Origin of the sequence: Sporosarcina sp. FSL K6-3457 (genome assembly GCF_038007285.1) — a bacterium.
In the GTDB taxonomy this organism is placed as follows: Bacteria; Bacillota; Bacilli; order Bacillales_A; family Planococcaceae; genus Sporosarcina.
Genome location: NZ_JBBOWX010000001.1, coordinates 3,976,161 through 3,994,171 on the forward strand (window position 1 = coordinate 3,976,161; position 18,011 = coordinate 3,994,171).

20 protein-coding genes are annotated in these 18,011 nt (G+C 42.0%); 1 reads left to right on the forward strand and 19 read right to left on the reverse strand.

The genetic code is table 11. From position 1 onward, the window contains the following. Window positions 1-23 precede the first annotated feature (23 nt). The 15 genes from mdh to N1I80_RS19280 all read right to left on the reverse strand — a co-directional run bounded on the left by mdh (window position 24) and on the right by N1I80_RS19280 (window position 13,298). Window positions 24-965, reverse strand: a complete 942-nt coding sequence (gene mdh / locus N1I80_RS19210) for a malate dehydrogenase (RefSeq protein WP_340739442.1) — start codon at window positions 963-965, stop codon at window positions 24-26. A gap of 22 nt (window positions 966-987) precedes the next feature. Continuing rightward, window positions 988-1,335: a BMC domain-containing protein gene (locus tag N1I80_RS19215; RefSeq protein ID WP_340739443.1), complete on the reverse strand. Its 348-nt coding sequence runs from the start codon at window positions 1,333-1,335 to the stop codon at window positions 988-990. Next, a complete protein-coding gene (locus tag N1I80_RS19220; protein WP_340739444.1) occupies window positions 1,310-1,612 on the reverse strand; it encodes a EutN/CcmL family microcompartment protein in 303 nt (100 codons plus the stop codon). Before N1I80_RS19220 ends, N1I80_RS19215 begins: the two co-directional genes overlap by 26 nt. 16 nt (window positions 1,613-1,628) lie before the next feature. Continuing rightward, window positions 1,629-2,501: a phosphate propanoyltransferase gene (gene pduL, locus N1I80_RS19225; RefSeq protein WP_340739445.1), complete on the reverse strand. Its 873-nt coding sequence runs from the start codon at window positions 2,499-2,501 to the stop codon at window positions 1,629-1,631. A gap of 33 nt (window positions 2,502-2,534) precedes the next feature. Then, the gene (locus tag N1I80_RS19230) at window positions 2,535-2,822 is read right to left on the reverse strand and encodes a BMC domain-containing protein (RefSeq protein WP_340739446.1); all 288 of its coding nucleotides are present in this window, start codon (window positions 2,820-2,822) and stop codon (window positions 2,535-2,537) included. A gap of 22 nt (window positions 2,823-2,844) precedes the next feature. Continuing rightward, the gene (locus tag N1I80_RS19235) at window positions 2,845-4,350 is read right to left on the reverse strand and encodes an aldehyde dehydrogenase family protein (RefSeq protein WP_340739447.1); all 1,506 of its coding nucleotides are present in this window, start codon (window positions 4,348-4,350) and stop codon (window positions 2,845-2,847) included. A 16-nt stretch (window positions 4,351-4,366) separates the two neighbouring features. Then, the gene (eutL, locus tag N1I80_RS19240; RefSeq protein WP_340739448.1) at window positions 4,367-5,014 is read right to left on the reverse strand and encodes an ethanolamine utilization microcompartment protein EutL; all 648 of its coding nucleotides are present in this window, start codon (window positions 5,012-5,014) and stop codon (window positions 4,367-4,369) included. A 16-nt stretch (window positions 5,015-5,030) separates the two neighbouring features. Further along, window positions 5,031-6,008 carry an ethanolamine ammonia-lyase subunit EutC gene (eutC, locus tag N1I80_RS19245; protein ID WP_340739449.1) on the reverse strand — a complete coding sequence of 326 codons (978 nt, stop codon included), beginning with the start codon at window positions 6,006-6,008 and terminating at the stop codon, window positions 5,031-5,033. 12 nt (window positions 6,009-6,020) lie between these two features. Beyond that, complete coding sequence (locus N1I80_RS19250) at window positions 6,021-7,385, reverse strand: ethanolamine ammonia-lyase subunit EutB (RefSeq protein ID WP_340739450.1); 1,365 nt, start codon at window positions 7,383-7,385, stop codon at window positions 6,021-6,023. A 16-nt stretch (window positions 7,386-7,401) separates the two neighbouring features. Then, window positions 7,402-8,850 (reverse strand): ethanolamine ammonia-lyase reactivating factor EutA, encoded by a 1,449-nt coding sequence (locus tag N1I80_RS19255; protein ID WP_445683670.1) that lies wholly within the window; start codon window positions 8,848-8,850, stop codon window positions 7,402-7,404. A 124-nt stretch (window positions 8,851-8,974) separates the two neighbouring features. Continuing rightward, on the reverse strand, window positions 8,975-9,496 hold the full coding sequence (locus tag N1I80_RS19260; RefSeq protein ID WP_340739451.1) for a EutP/PduV family microcompartment system protein: 522 nt from the start codon (window positions 9,494-9,496) through the stop codon (window positions 8,975-8,977). A gap of 15 nt (window positions 9,497-9,511) precedes the next feature. Then, entirely contained in the window at window positions 9,512-9,853 is a 342-nt protein-coding gene (eutS, locus tag N1I80_RS19265; protein WP_203247481.1) for an ethanolamine utilization microcompartment protein EutS, read from the reverse strand. 33 nt (window positions 9,854-9,886) lie between these two features. After that, window positions 9,887-11,155 (reverse strand): ethanolamine utilization protein EutH, encoded by a 1,269-nt coding sequence (eutH, locus tag N1I80_RS19270; RefSeq protein WP_340739452.1) that lies wholly within the window; start codon window positions 11,153-11,155, stop codon window positions 9,887-9,889. Window positions 11,156-11,296: 141 nt separating this feature from the next. Next, on the reverse strand, window positions 11,297-11,866 hold the full coding sequence (locus N1I80_RS19275; protein WP_340739453.1) for an ANTAR domain-containing response regulator: 570 nt from the start codon (window positions 11,864-11,866) through the stop codon (window positions 11,297-11,299). Beyond that, window positions 11,841-13,298, reverse strand: a complete 1,458-nt coding sequence (locus N1I80_RS19280) for a sensor histidine kinase (protein WP_340739454.1) — start codon at window positions 13,296-13,298, stop codon at window positions 11,841-11,843. The genes N1I80_RS19275 and N1I80_RS19280 overlap by 26 nt, the downstream gene beginning before the upstream one ends. Window positions 13,299-13,592: 294 nt before the next feature. Here N1I80_RS19280 and N1I80_RS19285 point away from each other — a divergent pair, with 294 nt between their 5' ends. After that, a complete protein-coding gene (locus N1I80_RS19285) occupies window positions 13,593-14,330 on the forward strand; it encodes an MBL fold metallo-hydrolase (RefSeq protein WP_340739455.1) in 738 nt (245 codons plus the stop codon). A 57-nt stretch (window positions 14,331-14,387) separates the two neighbouring features. Here N1I80_RS19285 and N1I80_RS19290 read toward each other — a convergent pair whose 3' ends face one another. The 4 genes from N1I80_RS19290 to N1I80_RS19305 form a co-directional block, all read right to left on the reverse strand. Continuing rightward, on the reverse strand, window positions 14,388-14,939 hold the full coding sequence (locus tag N1I80_RS19290; protein WP_340739456.1) for a PepSY domain-containing protein: 552 nt from the start codon (window positions 14,937-14,939) through the stop codon (window positions 14,388-14,390). Window positions 14,940-15,071: 132 nt separating this feature from the next. Beyond that, complete coding sequence (locus N1I80_RS19295; protein WP_340739457.1) at window positions 15,072-15,809, reverse strand: PepSY domain-containing protein; 738 nt, start codon at window positions 15,807-15,809, stop codon at window positions 15,072-15,074. Between the two features lie 37 nt (window positions 15,810-15,846). After that, window positions 15,847-17,208 carry a sensor histidine kinase gene (locus tag N1I80_RS19300; protein ID WP_340739458.1) on the reverse strand — a complete coding sequence of 454 codons (1,362 nt, stop codon included), beginning with the start codon at window positions 17,206-17,208 and terminating at the stop codon, window positions 15,847-15,849. Beyond that, window positions 17,198-17,902 carry a response regulator transcription factor gene (locus N1I80_RS19305; protein ID WP_340739459.1) on the reverse strand — a complete coding sequence of 235 codons (705 nt, stop codon included), beginning with the start codon at window positions 17,900-17,902 and terminating at the stop codon, window positions 17,198-17,200. The genes N1I80_RS19300 and N1I80_RS19305 overlap by 11 nt, the downstream gene beginning before the upstream one ends. Window positions 17,903-18,011: the final 109 nt, after the last annotated feature.

The following is an 18,011-nucleotide window of genomic DNA, read 5'->3' on the forward strand; positions in this document are numbered from 1 at the left end:
ATGCATAGTTACTCACCCTGTTTTTAACGACTGCAAATATCAAGAACTGAACGAACAGCCTCTGCCGACTTATCAAGTGCTGTTTGCTCTTCATTTGTCAGTGGTAGTTCAATAATGCTTTCGATCCCGTTACCACCAATCACAGTAGGAACGCCTAAATACAGCCCATTATAGCCGTATTCACCCTCTAAATAAGCAATCGAAGGTAATATCCTCTTTTTGTCCTTAATAATTGCTTCTGCCATTTCAACGAGTGAGGCTGCCGGTGCATAATAGGCACTTCCATTGCCGAGTAAGGAAACAATCTCCCCTCCGCCTTTTCTTGTGCGCTCCACAATTGCATCAAGCCGATCCAGGGGTATGAGCTTCTCTAGTGGTATGCCGCCAGCATAAGAATATCTAACGAGCGGTACCATATCATCCCCATGTCCTCCTAAAACAAAACCTGAAATGTCCTCCACTGAAATATTTAACTCTTCAGCAACAAAAGTGTTAAAACGTGCTGTATCTAGAACACCCGATTGACCAATCACCCTATTTTTAGGGAACCCAGTCGTTTTATAGCACACATAGGTCATGGCATCTACGGGATTACTTAAAATGAGAATTGTGCTGTCTGGTGCATATTTTTTCACTTGTTCAGATACAGCGCGCATGATTTTCGCATTCGTCGTAACAAGATCGTCTCTACTCATTCCAGGTTGTCTTGCGATACCTGCAGTAATAATAACCATGTCTGCATCTTGAATATGTTCATAGCTAGACGTCCCCGTAATTTTCACATTAAAACGTTGAATCGGTCCCGTTTGAAGCATATCCAACGCTTTTCCTTTTGTTGGGCTTTCTTGTTCAGGAATATCGAGTAAAACAATATCTCCCAACTCTTTTTGTGCTAACAGTAAAGCTACAGTGGCGCCAGTATGTCCTGCACCAATGACGGCGATTTTATGTCTTCGAAAAGCCAACTATGCTCACCCTTTCACACGATTATTCCTCAGTCTTTTTTGTCGTTTGCGCTTTAGTAGTAGATACAGGTTTAGATTTCGTCTGTTGTTCTTTCGGATCAAGAGGTTTTACCAAATTATAAACGGACTCGTCTGGACGTGGAATGACGTGTGATCCTAACAGTTCTCCCACACGCTTGGCGGCTTCACGCCCAGCCTCGACAGCTGCTTGCACAGCTCCTACATCACCTTGAACGAGCACCGTTACGATTCCACCATCCACAAACTCTTGCTTAATGAGCCTTACATTAGCCGCTTTAATCATTGCATCTGCCGCTTCCATGGAACCAACTAATCCTTTTGTTTCAATCATTCCGATCGCTTGACTCATCGAATTCACCTCTCTTCACTTCTGTTGAATCGATTATTCCAATTACTACTGCATCAATCGGAATGGGGTTATCTTTATCAATATAACGTGATGAACCGCCACTCGTTACAATGACTTGGTCACCGATTCCGGCACCGAGCCGATCAGCCGCGACGAAGTGGGTTCTGACCGCATTTCCATAGGCATCCTCAGGTTGAATAATCAATAACTTCACACCTTGTAGTCCTTCTTCTTTGCGGGTTGCCCAAACATTGCCAATCACTTTTCCTAGACGCATAACCTATCACCTTTTTCTATTTTCTAACGGAAATAGATTTACCTAAATCTCTTGCAGTATCACGGGCAAGTGCCGTAATGATTGTGCCCTTTTCCACGATAATTTCAGATGCTTCAATATCCCTGACATCATCATTGGATAACAATTTCTTCGTAAAGCTATACTGCTTGTTAACAATACTCTCAGGAGTGCTATGCCCCTCTACTACTTTTTGGCTAACCTCACCAGGACGAACAACATAACCAGTTGCCCCCTGTGTAATTAACCCCGCATTGGCTTCATCAGTATCGATATGCATTTCCAAACGATAACGCTCAGAAACTCTAATCTTCACATTCCGATAAGCAATCGGACGTATACCAGCTGCTTCTACCGTTACATAGTCGCCATCCTGTACACCTAAATTCGTAGCATCCTGGGGTTGCATATGAATATGCGCTTGGGCAATAATCAAGCCCTCCTCGAGATAAAGGCTTGCCTTTGTCCCGATTAACGTAAATGCTCCTGAACCTGCAATATTTCCAGATTCACGGAGTGGCGCTTTAATGCCAAGCTTCATAGCATCTGTCCAGCTGACTTCTGCTTGCGTCAACGAGCGTGCAGGACCAAGTACACGAACACGTTCAATGCTCCCTCTTGGCCCGGCAATGACTACTGTCTCATTCGCTGCAAATTGGTTGGGTTGGGACAAATCGGATTTCTTTGTCAATTCATACCCTTTGCCAAACAGTATCTCCACATGTTCTTGCGACAAATGGACGTGACGAGCAGAAACAGCGATTGGAATTGTATTAGCAGGAAGTACAGGCTGCTGTTTTGGTTCGCTATTTACTTTTGTTAACTGGCCAAGTACTTCTCCCACAATTTTTTCAATCAATTGCTGATTCATGTCGTTACCGCCTTTCCTTTACAGCACGCTACATTAGTTGTCTGATTTAGGTAATAGTATTTCCAACTCATCATGCGGTCTTGGAATGACATGAACAGATAGCAATTCTCCTACACGTTGTGCTGCCGCTGCGCCTGCATCTGTAGCTGCTTTCACTGCGCCTACATCTCCACGTACTAAAACCGTTACAATTCCGCCACCTACATGTACTTTCCCAACTAGATGTACACTCGCTGCCTTCACCATTGCGTCCGCTGCTTCAATTGCACCGACTAATCCTTTAGTTTCTACCATTCCTAACGCTGATCCTTCTCTATTCATGTTTGTTTCCTCCTAGTAATTTTTAGTTTGATAATTTCTTTACAATTTCATTGACTAGATCTTTCACCATTTCGGGATTGATCGCATCACTTGAATCCATAGATTTCAATACTTGAGAAACGACTTGCTCTGTCACATCATTTGTATTAGCTGTATGTTGTGGCAGCTGCACTTCTTTAATGCCATAAGCCATTCGTTTAGTATTCAGTAAGTGCTTAGCCGTCACATTATCAGATGTAATATTACCACCGAACGACCCACAACCTAGCGTCATAGAAGGCATTAAGCCTGTTGTCCCGCCGACTGCTCCAACAGATGACATCGTATTGACTAAAATACGCGATACAGGCATATCTACTGCAAATTCACGCGCAATCGCATCTGTTTCTGTATGAATCGAAAGTGAGTGTCCACGACCACCCAAGTTTAGCAGGGATAAGCAAAGCTCCTTGGCATGATTCACATCTGACGCTACATACATAGCGAAAACAGGCGATAATTTTTCAAGTGAGAAAGGAATGTCCTTACCAACCTTCGTTTCCATCCCAATGATGACACGCGTTCCTTCGGGCAGTGTAATGCCTGCCAATTGGGCGATGAACTGTGGGCTTTTCCCAACAATTTTCGGATTCACTTTCCCCGGAATAGGCGAAACGACTTTTTCCATGATGCGCTTTTCTTCATCTGATAAAATATAGGCACCATTTTTCTTTAATTCACGGGTAACAAGCTCGACAACATTACGATCCACTACCATTGCTTGTTCTGTTGCACAAATGGTTCCATAATCGAACGATTTACTGTCGATAATATCCTTCACTGCTTTTTCAATTTTGGCAGAGCGTTCAATATAAACAGGAACGTTGCCGGGACCAACTCCATATGCAGGTTTCCCAGAGCTATATGCAGCCTTTACTAACGCACTACCACCCGTCGCTAAAATTAAATTCACATCGGGATGCGTCATCAATTGTTGCGTCGCGCCCATCGAAGCCATTGTTAAACACTGGATCAACCCTTTTGGCGCTCCCGCCGCTACTGCCGCTGCATCACAAACCTTCAATGCTTCATGTGTACATTGGACTGCGTATGGATGCGGACTCACGACAATCGAATTTCTTGTTTTTAAGGCGATTAAGGTTTTAAAATAGGCCGTCGACGTTGGGTTTGTTGTTGGAATAATAGCTGCCACTACACCAAAAGGAGCCGCTATCTCCACCACTTTTTTTACTTTGTCTTCCCCAATCACACCGACTGTTTTCAAATCCTTGATGCTTTCATAAACATCTCTTGAGCCAACTTCATTTTTAATCGTTTTATGGGCAGCCACACCCATTCCTGTTTCTTCTACTGCCATCTTGCCAAGTCGCTCTGACTGTTCAAAAGCTGCATCCGCAACTGCCTTCACAATCCGATCCACTTGCTCTTGTGTAAAACTCATATAAGCTAATTGCGCTTCTTTTGCCGTTTGCACAGCTGTACGCATTTCCTGGAGAGCTAATAAATCAGCATCTATTGCTGTTACCATTGCACTCCCTCCTTTCTTAATAATCTAATGGTCGATTTGCCATATTCATAATAGCTTCTCGAAACGCATCTGCCGCCGCCTTACAAGAAGACTGACTGCCTGTTAATAATCCGCCACCAAAATTTGTTTCAGACGGTGGGGCAAAGAATTCACAGACGCTAACATCCGCCGCCTTTAATGCCGCATCCAGTCCTACAATTGCTTCGATAGGTGGAGCAATCAAGTACGCAAGCGATTGTCCTGTCGCAACACCGGCTACCTCTGCTAAATAGTGACCACAACTTGAAATCGTATGGGCAAACAATGCATGATTGTCATCATCATTAATCGCTTCAAAGTAAGCCGTACTGTGAACTGTTGTCCGAATTGAATCCAGGCCACTCTTCACTTCGTCCGGAGAAGAACCAGCTATGATACCGATAAATTCTCCCGAAAGTGGACCTGACGCATGTGCTGATCCTGCGTAAAAGCTCTTCGCGTAGACCACTTCAACATCCGCATCTTTTGTCGCCTGATCGGCGGCTGTATAACCAACGTCATCAATCGTCGTTGTAAATAATCCTAAACTCCGCTGATGCGATTTTAAATTGAACTTCGCTGCTAACCCAGCATCTACATTAGGGATCACTTGCATAGACAAAATTTCCGCATGAATTTTCTTCATGACATCTGCACGCCTCCTATCCTTCCTTCTTCACGAGTGAAACGCCACTTGCTTCATACTTCAATATCTTTTGAATCACTGTTCCTAAATAGGCACCCGCTTCAACAGGAGGAATACCACCTTTATGAATATTGGAAACAACCATGCGATCCGCTTCAATCGTTCCAATACGCGGCTTGTAGCATATATAAGCACTGAGTGACTCAGCTGAAACGAGTCCAGGACGTTCACCTATTAAGATAATGACGATATCCGGCTGCAGAATTTCTCCAATTTCATCCATCAAAGCAACTCTGCCTTTATCGACATAAAAACTCGTACCTACTTCAATGTTCAAGTTGGCTAATGATTGCTTTAAAGAAAGATAGACGTCTTCCAAATTCTCTTCAATGGCAATTGCACTTAAACCATTCGAAGCAACGATTTGAACGGTCGGAGCATGCTCGCATTTTGCTTTCACTGTCGTCTTGGAGTCATCCGATAGACGTCTTCCTAAGTCCGGACGTCTAATATACTCTTCCTTGTCCTGTACTTTTGAGTGAACTTGGAAGAAATCTAAACGATCCAAAATTTCAGTTGGCACCTCACCATATACTGCGTCTACAGCTGCCGCGTGGTCATAACGAAATTGCAGCCACGTATTCGTTTTAGGCCTTGAGCCAGCTCTTCCAACTGCAATTCGAGCAGGTGTTTTTTTACGGAGCTCTGCTAAATAAGCTTCTTTTTTGTCATCATCTACTGAAGGATCCGCTTTACTAACCTTCGCCTTTACTAGGTTAGACTTCTTTTCCTCAGCAACTGTACTGAAAAACTTCACTTCTCCAGAAGGTGTTTCACGTATTTTTTCTTCGCTCAGACTATTTCCTACTGGTGTATGTTGAAACAGGTTAACGAGTGGCTCCTTGTTACTTTCATAACTGCTTGGCGTCAATTGATTTGTTTGCAGTTTTTCAACTACTAACTTCGTAATTTGTTGAATCAGTTGTTCATCCACAGACATCACCTCCTAACGTGTAAATAGAGTAGCGTCTCCAGCGCGAGCGCTTAGACGACCATTTTCGTAAATCCCCATTTTTTCAAGCCATTTGAGATATTCGGGTGATGGTGTTTTACCAAACGTCTGTAAAAGCGTCGCGATATCGTGGTAGCTCATCGACTGGTAATTCAGCATCACATCATCCCCCATTGGAGCCGAGATAATGAAGTTCACACCCGCCGCTGATAATAAAACCCCTAAATCCTCAATGTCATTTTGATCCGCTTTAATGTGGTTTGTATAACAAATATCGACACCCATCGGAAGACCGTGCATTTTACCCATAAAATGATCTTCGAGTCCTGCGCGAATCACTTGTTTACTGTCATACAAATACTCTGGACCAATAAAACCAACAACCGTGTTCACAATAAATGGATCATAATGTCTTGCGAAACCATAGTTACGAGACTCTAACGTCAATTGGTCAATTCCAAAATGTGCTTCCGCGGACAATTCCGAACCTTGCCCCGTCTCAAAATACATCACTTGCGGACCGGATCCCGTTCCTTGCTTCAACGCAAGGTCTTTTGCTTCCGCAATCAATTCAGCAGATATCCCGAACGAGCGATTCGCAACTTCGGTTCCTGCAATACTTTGGAAAATCATATCTGCAGGGGCTCCTTGTTGAATCGCCTTCATCTGTGTCGTCACATGCGCCAACACACAGTTTTGCGCTGGAATTTCCCATTCGTTCATGAAATCCTTTGTGGCATGCAATAGACGTTTGACACTTTCAACTGAATCATCAACCGGGTTGATGCCAATAACTGCATCGCCGACACCGTATGACAACCCCTCCTTCAGTGAAGCAATCATTCCATCTACGTTATCCGTTGGATGATTGGGTTGCAGACGTGATGCAATAGTTCCCTTATGACCAATCGTAATATTACAGGTCGTTAAAATTTCTACTTTGTTTGCAGCATGCACTAAATCCAAGTTCGACATTAGCTTTGCAACTGCCGCGATCATTTCGGAGGTCAATCCCCTACTAATGCGTTTGAGCTCACGGTCACCGACTTCATGACTTAAAATGTATTCCCGTAATTCAGCGACACTCCAATTCTTGATTTCAGCATAAATTCTTTCGTTTATGTCTCCCTCAATAATCTGAGAAACTTCATCGTTTTCAATTGGAATTAACGGGTTGTTACGAATTTCACTGAGTAAAATGTCGCTGAGGACCGTTTTTGCCGCAATTCGTTCTTGTACGGTTTCTGCCGCGACACCCGCTAGGCGGTCTCCTGATTTTTCCTCATTTGCTTTTGCCATTACTTCTTTCAGATCAGCGAATGTATAGCTTACTCCGCCTAAAACTGTTTTTAAATTCACTGGTTAACACCCTCCTTCACGACGAGTGAAATGTTAATGTTTTAACGACTACTGGGACAACGCCTGATTCAAGGGATCTCCCAATATCGATATAATCACCTTGTTCAACAGAGATTTGATCGATACAAATGACGCTTTGCCTCACATTCATAGCCATCAGCGTCTGACCAACTACTTTTGCATGGTCTGATTGCAGCACCAATACAATCGGCTGATTTGGGTCAGGGCGCTGTTCCATCACTTGAATGACGGCTGCTGCTAGCTGTTGAATATCTCGGAATCCCATATAGGGCAGCTCTGAAATATAGAGAGCGAAGTTTTGCCCTTCCTTCGATGCATCAAACATGTCAATCGCATGTTTGATAGCAATCTCAAAGTTTTCCAATCCTTTTTGAAGATCTGACTGAAAGGCATAATTGTAAACAGGTAGGTTTTTTAACGGTAATTCATGAGGCGCCACTTGAATCGTAGCTCCACTAATTTCCGTTGTTTGTGTACCTGCGCCAAGTACAGTTGCCCGCACTGTTTCAACTGGCTCCATCCACAAAAAGCTTTGCAATATTTCATTTCTTTGTAGAGCCTGTGCTAATTGCACGCCTATATCATCATACTTAGCTAGTTGCCCACCGATTGATTCGTGACTATACATACATTCAGAAATACCACCTGAGAAAACAAGCACTTCAATTTCCTCTGTCCAGTTAGGGCGATGTCCAAGCAATAAAACCGAATCCTCTTCTTGCAATTCATTTTTTAATACTCTACCGAGCGACTCGGCCATGAAATCGGTTACAAACTCTATACCGGCCGCACCCGTAGAATCACCAATTTGCAAGGAACGATTATTGTCAGCTAAGAGCTGTTGAACTGGTCGAGAAATCGAACGAATTTTTTGCTCTTTATACTCAATGAGTCGTCCTCCGATATGCATCGTACATGTACCCAGAAGAACCTTATCTTTATAGACCGCAATGTTAGCCGTTCCTCCACCGATATCAATATTGGCAATCACTTTTCCACTTTGACCCGAATAGTCATAGGCACCAGAACCTTTAGCCGCGATAATTCCTTCTAAATCTGGTCCAGCCGTAGCGACTAAGAAATCGCCAACCTCACCCGATAAATAATGGAGCATCTCACTGGCATTACGCTTCGTCGCCGTTTCTCCTGTAATAATGACTGCGCCCGTCTCAATTTGAGAAGCTTCAATACCGGCTTGCTCATATTCAGAACGAACGATTTTTTCGACTTCTGCCACATTGATTGTAAAAGGATCCGTCAGCGGCGTTCTAAAAATAGGACTTTTATATAAAATTTCTTTATCCACAATTTCAATTCTAGGAACATGCGACGTACCTGCTACATTCGTTAACGAAAATCGGCTAATGATTAACTTCGTTGTGCTTGTGCCAATGTCAATCCCAGCACTAATCATCGTCTCTTGCTTTCGCCTGAAATTGTTCACATACACACCTCCGAAGACTTTACCTGAATGAAGATAAAAAAAGCGCCTTTACAGACCCGAAGAAATATCCTCGAGCAGTAAAGGCGCCTTTGCCAAATTATCAACTTTTAATAGCCTAAACATATCAAACATTACGCGAATTGTAAAGGAAGTCTGTGAATATAAGTTTTTCATCTTTAGCCGCTACCACGAAATTTTTCATGGCAGCCATATTATTTAACTTTACCAATTCTCTTAAATACTCTATGCCAATTCCTTCAACTGACGAAGTTATCACAATGGGGCCACTGGTAATGACTGACTTCACCATTCCAACGGCTCGCTCGATGTCCGCATTTGGATGGTCACTTTTAGTAATGACACCAATCGGCAGCTTCGCTATCCCTGTACTAAATCCAGGTGGAAAAATAATTTTACCGTTTGTTGCATCCTGCAAGTACAAAACATGCGTGACTTCTAAAGCGGTTGCCATAATGTTTTTATAGAAAAATGGATTTTCTGTATATTCCCCAGGCGTATCTACAATCCAATCATGATAAATGAGCGTCTGCGTTTTAACAGCTTCAACTTTTTTCCCTAATAACGCATTCGTCAATGTGGATTTCCCAGCACCAATCGCACCAATTAGCATGGCTCTATTTTTCATCTGTAGAACACATCCTTATGACTTTGTGATGAATGCTGGCGTATATCCAAGTCTTTCAGAAAGAAATTTATTAATTTCATTCATTGCCACGTCCACCTCGGAAACACTACCCACAATGACGAGACTTCCTGTAAAACGATCCAGGAAACCAATCTTAACACTCGCTGATTTTGTAGCTAAATCCCCTGCGATAATAACCGTTTCACTCGGCGTACAAGTCATTATGCCTAAAGCACCTGCTTCTTGAATCCCTAGCTTCTGGAACATATCAGGATCTGGATTAGCGATTAAATGACTTAATGTTATTTGTTTACCTGGTACAAATTCCTGGATAAATCTTTTTTTCTCTTCACTCATTTTACTCACTCCTTTCATCTGCCTACACAGAGATTACGACTGAGCTTTAAGTATTTCCTCGGCATTGTCATCTCCTAGGTATTCTCCTGGTCGAATGACACCTTCAGCGCGGTCTTTCTCCTCTAGTTTAAGAGCTGTTGGAACAGATAACCAGTACGCAATTCCTATCGCACAAATACCCGCAGCCAATTTACCGATAATAACCGGTAAAATAATATTCGGTTGGAAATTAGCTGTAAATGATAAATGGTCACCTAGCAAAAAGGCTGCACAGACAGCAAAAGCAATATTAATCACTTTATCTTTAGGTCTCATATATCTGACCAATGAGAACATCGCCAAAATATTGGCCATCGTTGCTAAAATCCCCGCACTACCTACTGAAGAAAGTCCAAGCTTGCGACCTCCCGCTTCCAACGGTTTAGCTGCATACTTACGTAGCAAGTATACCATCGGAAACGCACCTGCTAGCATAATTCCAATATAACCTGCCGTTTCCAGTGCGCGGAACTGATCCGCCTCATCTGCCATAATTGGATCGAAGCCCCATGCACCAAATACAGTCGTGAATACACCTGTAAAAATTTCAACAATAGAAAATACTAGTACGAGTTTAATCGCTGCGTCCATTATACGACCAAACAACATAAATCCGGCAATCATACCTCTTGGGAAGAATTTTAAGCCTGCCGCAATAACGACTACAAAAATGAGCAGAGGTAATAGGTTAATGAGAATTTGCCCATAACTAATGACAAATTCATACGTAGATTCTGATGTTGTACTGATGACATCTCGAATTTCCGTGTTAAATAATACAACCAATACGGAAGCGATAAATGCACCAATCGGAATCGTTAACACGCCGGACATCACGCCCAGTGCCATATATTTATGATCTCTTTTGTCTAGCATTGCCAGTCCCATAGGAATCGAGAATACAATTGTCGCCCCCGCCATGTATCCAACAATCATTGCCATGACCCAGCCTTCATAAGATGTTTTCAAGGCGTTCGCTAACTGGTAGCCTCCCATATCTGATGCAAGGATTGTTGTCGCTGCAATTGCAGGATCCGCACCAATCGCATCGAATAGAGGACCTATAAATTTACTAATAAACCACGTCAAATATGGAATGGACGCCATAATACCTGCTGCCGGGATAAAAATATGACCTACCGCATGCATACCCGACATGAACTCTTTACCAAGACCTTCTTCAGGGTTTTTAATTGCTGCGAATGCCCCTAAGACTGCACAAACCATTATAATATATACAATTACCGTTCCAATCATCGCCATTTAAAATTCCCCCTTTTTTTAGTTATGTATTCCCTTTTCACAACATTGCCTGCTTCCAATTTGACTGTCATCACCCCCTTTAAAAAACCACAAAAAGACACTTAAAGAATATTCTCTTTAAGCGCCATTGCTTGTCGGTATTTACTTGTGTGCTGCGATAATTTCTTCCGCAATCGACTCCATTGTCAGCTGCCTAGACATGCTTGAATCCCTCATTAGCTTGAATGCTTCCTGTTCTGTCAACTGCTCCCTCGTCATCAGAAGCCCTTTCGCCCGTTCAATCAGCTTTCTCTTTTCAACTTCCTGTTGAGCATCGCTGATTTCCCCCTTTAGTCGTTTCGCCTTATCTGCTTGATGCAGGGCTATTTCAACCGCTGGTATTAGATTAGACTCCGCAATCGGTTTAACCAAATACCCTACAATGTTATCCTGCTGTGCTTTCGTAACAAATTCCTTTTGACTATAAGCAGTAATAATTAGGATAGGTAGATCCAATTGTTTGCCAATAATTTGACTGGCCTGTAAGCCGTTGATTTTCGGCATTTTTATATCCATTAATACAAGATCCGGTCTATGAAGAAAGGCTAGTTCGATTGCTCTGTCCCCATCTCCCGCTTCAGCAACTACTTCGTAACCATGATCCTCTAGCATCATTTTAATATCCATTCGAATGATGGATTCATCTTCAGCTATCAGTATTTTCTTTCTCATAATAAATAATAACCTCCGGACTTACTGGAAACGTAATGACTGCATGTGTTCCTATGTTTTCCGGTAAATAACTAAATTCACCATTCAAATCATTGACTACTAAGTTATGAACAATCTCCAATCCAAGTGAAGTTTTAGGCTCCCTCATCCCAACGCCGTTGTCGAAAATATGAAGCTCCAAAAAATCTTTGTTTGATAGAAAATCCACAACAATTTCGCCTTGCTCATCTTCTGGAAAAGCATGTTTTAATGAATTCTGAACGAGCTCATTGACGATTAAGGCAATTGAAACCGCTTTCCTAGATGATGTTAATATTCTATTGCCATTTGAAGAAATAATCAAGTTAACTTTTTTATGTAGCTCATTTATAACCATTGTCGAGCAGACTTTCCTTGTCAATTCAATGATGTTGACATCATCATCTTCCGCATCTTCATTGGCAAGAATGAGCTCGTACACCGAAGAAATACTAAAAATACGATTCAAAGTATCTTCAAAATAAGATCTACTTTCCTCCGGAAATCCTCTTCTCATTTGTAATCTGAGTAAACTTGCAACTGTCTGAAGATTATTTTTCACTCGGTGATGAATCTCTTGGATAACGACTGATTTCATCATCAGCTCTTTTTCCTTTGTGCGCAGCTCCGTTAAATCCTGGATAATGAGCAATGTCCCTCTCATCTTATCCTTCTTGCGTAGTCGAACCTTTTTCACAACTAAGTTTTTGTGATCTACTGTTAATTCAAAAACAAACACATCATCTTGCTGATTGTAAACCGGATTTAAGAAGGGCAATAATCCTACTAAATTCCTATTTTGAATTTCTTCTGTACGACTCATTTCAGTAATGAATTTCACACCTACTGGATTAGCATAGATTAATTTATTTTCGTTATCAGTTAATAAAAATATTTCCATAAGCAAGTCAGAAACCATTGGCATATCATTACTATTATCGCCCATCACATAGTCTATTGATCCTTGACCTAACGAGTCCTTTTGTTGATTATTTTGATTAACTGCCGGATAATCGACTTCCTTTTCTTGAATAAGAACACCAATAACCTCATGTGAATCATTTTTAATGGGCACAACACTTTGTTCCACAGATCTACCTTCCTGTGTCACTGCCTGGCGAATGACCGACTTCTTCCCTTGACGGTAACTATAAAATACACCCGGTTCAAAAGTATCGAAAACTATTTTCCCCACTACAGAGTTTTCGTATACAGATTCCACCGACTTTGGAAAAGCCTCCGCCACAACGATTGCATTCTCACTATCTTTCATCTTACAATCGATAAACATATAGGCATCCGACAAATCCGCATACATTTGCAAAGTCGATGCAGTATTTTTTAATATACGAATGTCTTCCTCCGTCAATTCAGTGTATAAATTACATAGCTGCTCTAGCGTGGAATCCTTCACTCGTATGTCACATTCCTTTTTGTTTAAATTGCCATTATAATTACTAGAATTATTCGAATATATTATACGGTTTATTTCCAGTAAGGTCAATTTTATTTTTCATCATTCATTTCAAAGAATACTGTTTTCACAATTAAAACCACATGATACTGTACTAATTCCTAACAAAAAACAGAACTTTTTCATCACATTAACGAATAGTCACTTCTTCGTATTTAGAGTTTTATAGCCCTCACTTTTCAATACCTTGTCACCGCGGTACACTTACAGTAAATGAGGGAGGTTATTGAACGTATGAAAATTACACCTATCGGCATTTGGGGCGGTTATCCGAAAGCTAACAGCGCGACATCGTCTTTTCTAATTGAGCACGAGGGATTTAATTGCTTAATCGATTGTGGGAGTGGGGTCCTTTCCTCGCTGCAAAATTATTTACCGTTAGAAAAATTGGATGCAGTTGTCATCAGCCATTATCATGCAGATCATATTGCGGATATTGGCAGTTTGCAATTTAGTCGGCTCATTAATTTCTATCTCGGCAAGTCAGCACCTGCTTTGCCGATTTACGGGCATGTTCAAGATCAAGATAATTTCGACAAGCTATCGTATAAAGAACAGACCGTAGGCGTAGCCATTTCAGAAGATGATGTCATCCAAATCGGTCCATTTGAAGTATCATTTTGTCGAACAATCCACCCTGTTTACTGTCTTGCCATGAAGTTTAGCGTCGCTGGCCACTCGATTGTACTAACTGCCGACACCGAATGGCGAGATGAGCTTGTCGATTTCGCACGAGGGACAAATTTGTTAATTAGCGAGGCAAATTTGTATGAAGAGCATGTTGGTAAAGCACCAGGGCATATGGGTGGCAGTGAGGCGGGGAAATTGGCTAGCTTGTCGAGTGCTAAACAACTTATCCTCACACACTTACCCTTGCATGGACAAATTGAAGATATTTTGGAGGCGGCTAGCCTGAACTATGATGGTCCTGCTGAAGTTGCTATCGTCGGAAAGACGTACGAAATCTTCTAGTTCACTAAGGAAAAAAGACTGTCCGATTTTCCCGGAACAGTCCTTTTTCGAAGTCAATTAATCATCATCTTGATCATCGTCATCATCACGGTCTTTTTCAAATTTCAACACTTTTCCAGTAATCGCATCAATTTCAAAGTCATATTCGAAAGTGCCGTTTTTAATTTCGATTTCATAATGCTTGCGACCATCGTCGTCGTCAAGTTCTACTTCCGTCACTGTACCTTTTTCGTGTTTCAATGCAATCGCAATTACTTCGTCTTTTGTTAAAAGCTTCGTGCCTGCTACTCGTGGTAGTTCTGCTTGGGCGACTTGCTTAGCTTGTTGTTTCTCAATCACTACTTTTCCTGTTTGTGCATCAATGTCAAGATCATATTCTACTCCGTTAGATTTCACTTCAACTTCATAGATAAAACCTGTTTTAGTTTTTTCAAGCTCAATTTCTGTCACTGTTCCACCGACTTTTTGAACAGCCAGTGCCTTTGCTTCTTTTAAAGAAAGAAAACTTTCTGCTGCATGTGCCTCACTCGTTCCTAAACCGTTTGCCAATGCTGCTCCGCCCAGTACAACTGCTCCTGCCAGTGCAGGAATGATCATCCATTTATTCATAATAGAATGCCTCCCTTTCTTATTACCTTCATCATACAACTCTATTATGAGAGGAAAGGGAGAGGATTATTAGAATTTGATGAGAGAATCCACCAGAGGCTTAATAGGAGAAATTGAATTTCATTGCCCCTGTTAATCATCCCATGTCACAGACAGGATTTTGCCCGAAATCGCATGTATTTGAAAAGTAGCTTCGTCATCTTGATCGTCGTCATCGATTTCAACTAAATAGTAGCCGCCATCACTTGTTTGGACAAACTCAATGTCTTCCACCTCTCCCTTCAATTGACCCAGTGCAATTTTTATCGCTTGTTTTTCTGAAATGAGCACAGTAGTCGATGTTTTAGGCGATGTCGTCTGATTAGTGCTTGTTTTAGGATTAGATTCGGGCACCACTACTTTTGCAGGCTCTGTTGTTGTTGCTTTAGGTTGAGATGGTATTGGCTGCTTTGACTCCGTTACTACCGTTTTAGGTTCTGCTGCTACCTCATCTGTTGGCGCTTTGTCTTGCCCGACTGTTTCAGTATTGTTAGGTTCATCTGTGATATCGTCTTCCTCTACAGAGGCAATTGGTGTCTCTTCCTCTATCACTTCTTTTGTTTGAATCAACGAAAGTACTTTCCCAGTCTCAGCGTCAACCGTCGCTAAATAGACATCCTTATTGCGAGACAATTCCACTTCAAACAATGTCCCATCTAAGGATAATCTCTCCACCTTACCACCGTATGTTTCTTCAAGCTGCTTGCGAATTTCATTTTCAGGTAAGGTTTCCGCTTTCGAAACCAAATGCTTCGTATAGTATCCACCAACCGCCAAAATACCAATGGTCAACACAATAGGGATAAACCAAGGCTTCTTAATGATTTTCATACACATCCCTCCTTCCCTCAAGCATACGTGTCCAACATTAAAAACCGATGAGAATCCGTTCTTTTGGAATCAAAATACGAATGGTCGTCCCCATCCCTACAATGCTTTCAATTTTCAACTCCGCCCCGAGCCCCACTGCAATTTCCTTGGCAATCGCAAGTCCCAATCCCGTTCCACCTGTTTTGCGATTACGGTCCTGGTCAACACGATAAAAACGGTCAAAAATATGCGGCAAATGCTGTTCGGAAATTCCGTTGCCATAATCCATTATAGAAATCGCAATCATTTCCTCCTGTTCTTGAACGGCTATTTTAATTTCCTTGTCACTGTACTTACGTGCATTATCTAGCAGGATAAATAACAACTGCTTGAGTCGATTGGCATCCGTTATGAGCAGTATCGACTGATTTCCTTCTACTATAAAATCTCTCGCATATGCTTGTCTCATCGGCTGAATCGTTTTCTCCACCAATATCTGAAGATCAATCTCAGCAAATTCAAACGTCAGATGCTCGTTACTCTTGGCCAGCTCTAGCATTTGTGCAATCATTTCTTTCATGCGACCTGTTTCACTTCGAATAGCTTCAACAGCCTCTAATGCAACTGCATGATTGTCAAAACCTTGGCGTGTAAGTAAGCGTGCGTAGCTTTCAATAACCGTAAGAGGTGTTTTTAATTCATGGGAGGCATTGGACACAAACTGTTCTTGCTTGTTGTAATTCTGTTCCAGCTGCTCCATCATGTCATTAAACGTTCGGACCATTTGTGCCAGCTCGTCTTTTCCACCAACGGATACTTGGATTTTTTCATAAGTACCTGACTGCTGACTGGCTACCATCGTCGAAATCAGCTTTTCAACAGGCTGCGTCACTATACGCCCAAGCGCCGCGCTAGATAGCGTGATAGGAATCATGGTGACAATCGTCATTCCAATGAGCACCAGCTGAAGCAAGCCCAGATTATTTTTCAAGTCCTCTAAAACCTGTACCATCTCCAGCTGTACAACTTCCCCATCCGTCCATATAATAGGCACACGGATGAACATGGTCTGCGTTCCATTAAAATCACCGATTGTATAACGCTCTTTTGGTTGTGTGTCAAAATGCTCTTTTCCCAATCCAAGCTCGGATTCCGTCGTAACCTTCGACTTGCCCTTATCATCAACAACTCGAATCGCTCCATTTGGTGGAAGATGGGCCCTTACAAGCGTTCCGGCGTCCATTTCCCCCGCCATTTTACTCAGCGAAGTTGTCACTTCCTTGGAGCGAATCAGCAATTGGTTATACTCTGTATCATGCGCCATCTTTTCAAATAAAATATAAATACCGATATTCGTTATAATAAGAATAACAAGCATAAGAAGTGTTGAATACAAATGGATCTTCGACTTAAGCTTCATTAGTAATCTGCTCTTTCAATACATACCCAACGCCACGAACCGTTTGAATAAGTGAGCTCTTTTCACCCGTATCTACTTTCTTTCGGACATAACGGATATAGACATCAACAACATTCGTTTCCCCATAATAATCAAATCCCCAAACCGCAGCGAGCAATTGTTCACGCGATAATACTTGGTTCGGATGCTTAAGTAGATGAAGCATTAGGTCAAACTCGCGCGGTGTTAAGTCAATCGTACGACCGGCCCGCTTTACTTCACGTGTCTGTTCATGGATGGATAGGCCCGCAAACTCATGAAAATTTTTGTCTTTTTCAACAACTGACTTCGTCGAAAATCGTAGTGCTGAACGAATTCTCGCCAGCAGTTCGTCGATTTCAAAAGGCTTCGTCACATAATCATTCGCCCCAAGATCAAGCCCTGCCACCTTATCCTCTACATCGTTTTTCGCTGTCAATAAAATGACTGGAGTAGACGTTTCCGTTGCACGAATCCGGCGAAGCACGTCAAGACCATTCAACCCAGGTAACATTAAATCAAGAAGCACTAAATCCCACGCCTGCTCACGGTATTTAATCAACCCATCGGGCCCTGTATGCGCAATCCCTGTTCCGTACCCTTCAAATTCAAGCTCAAGCTGAAGGACACGTGCGATATTCTCTTCATCTTCTATAATCAATATTTGCTCTTTCATTTCATTCACCTGCCACTTTTTCTTTTATCTTAACAGATTAGGAATCTAGTAGGAGGCAATTTTGTATGAAGAGCATGTTGGAAAGATGTACGAGATTTTCTAAGTAGAA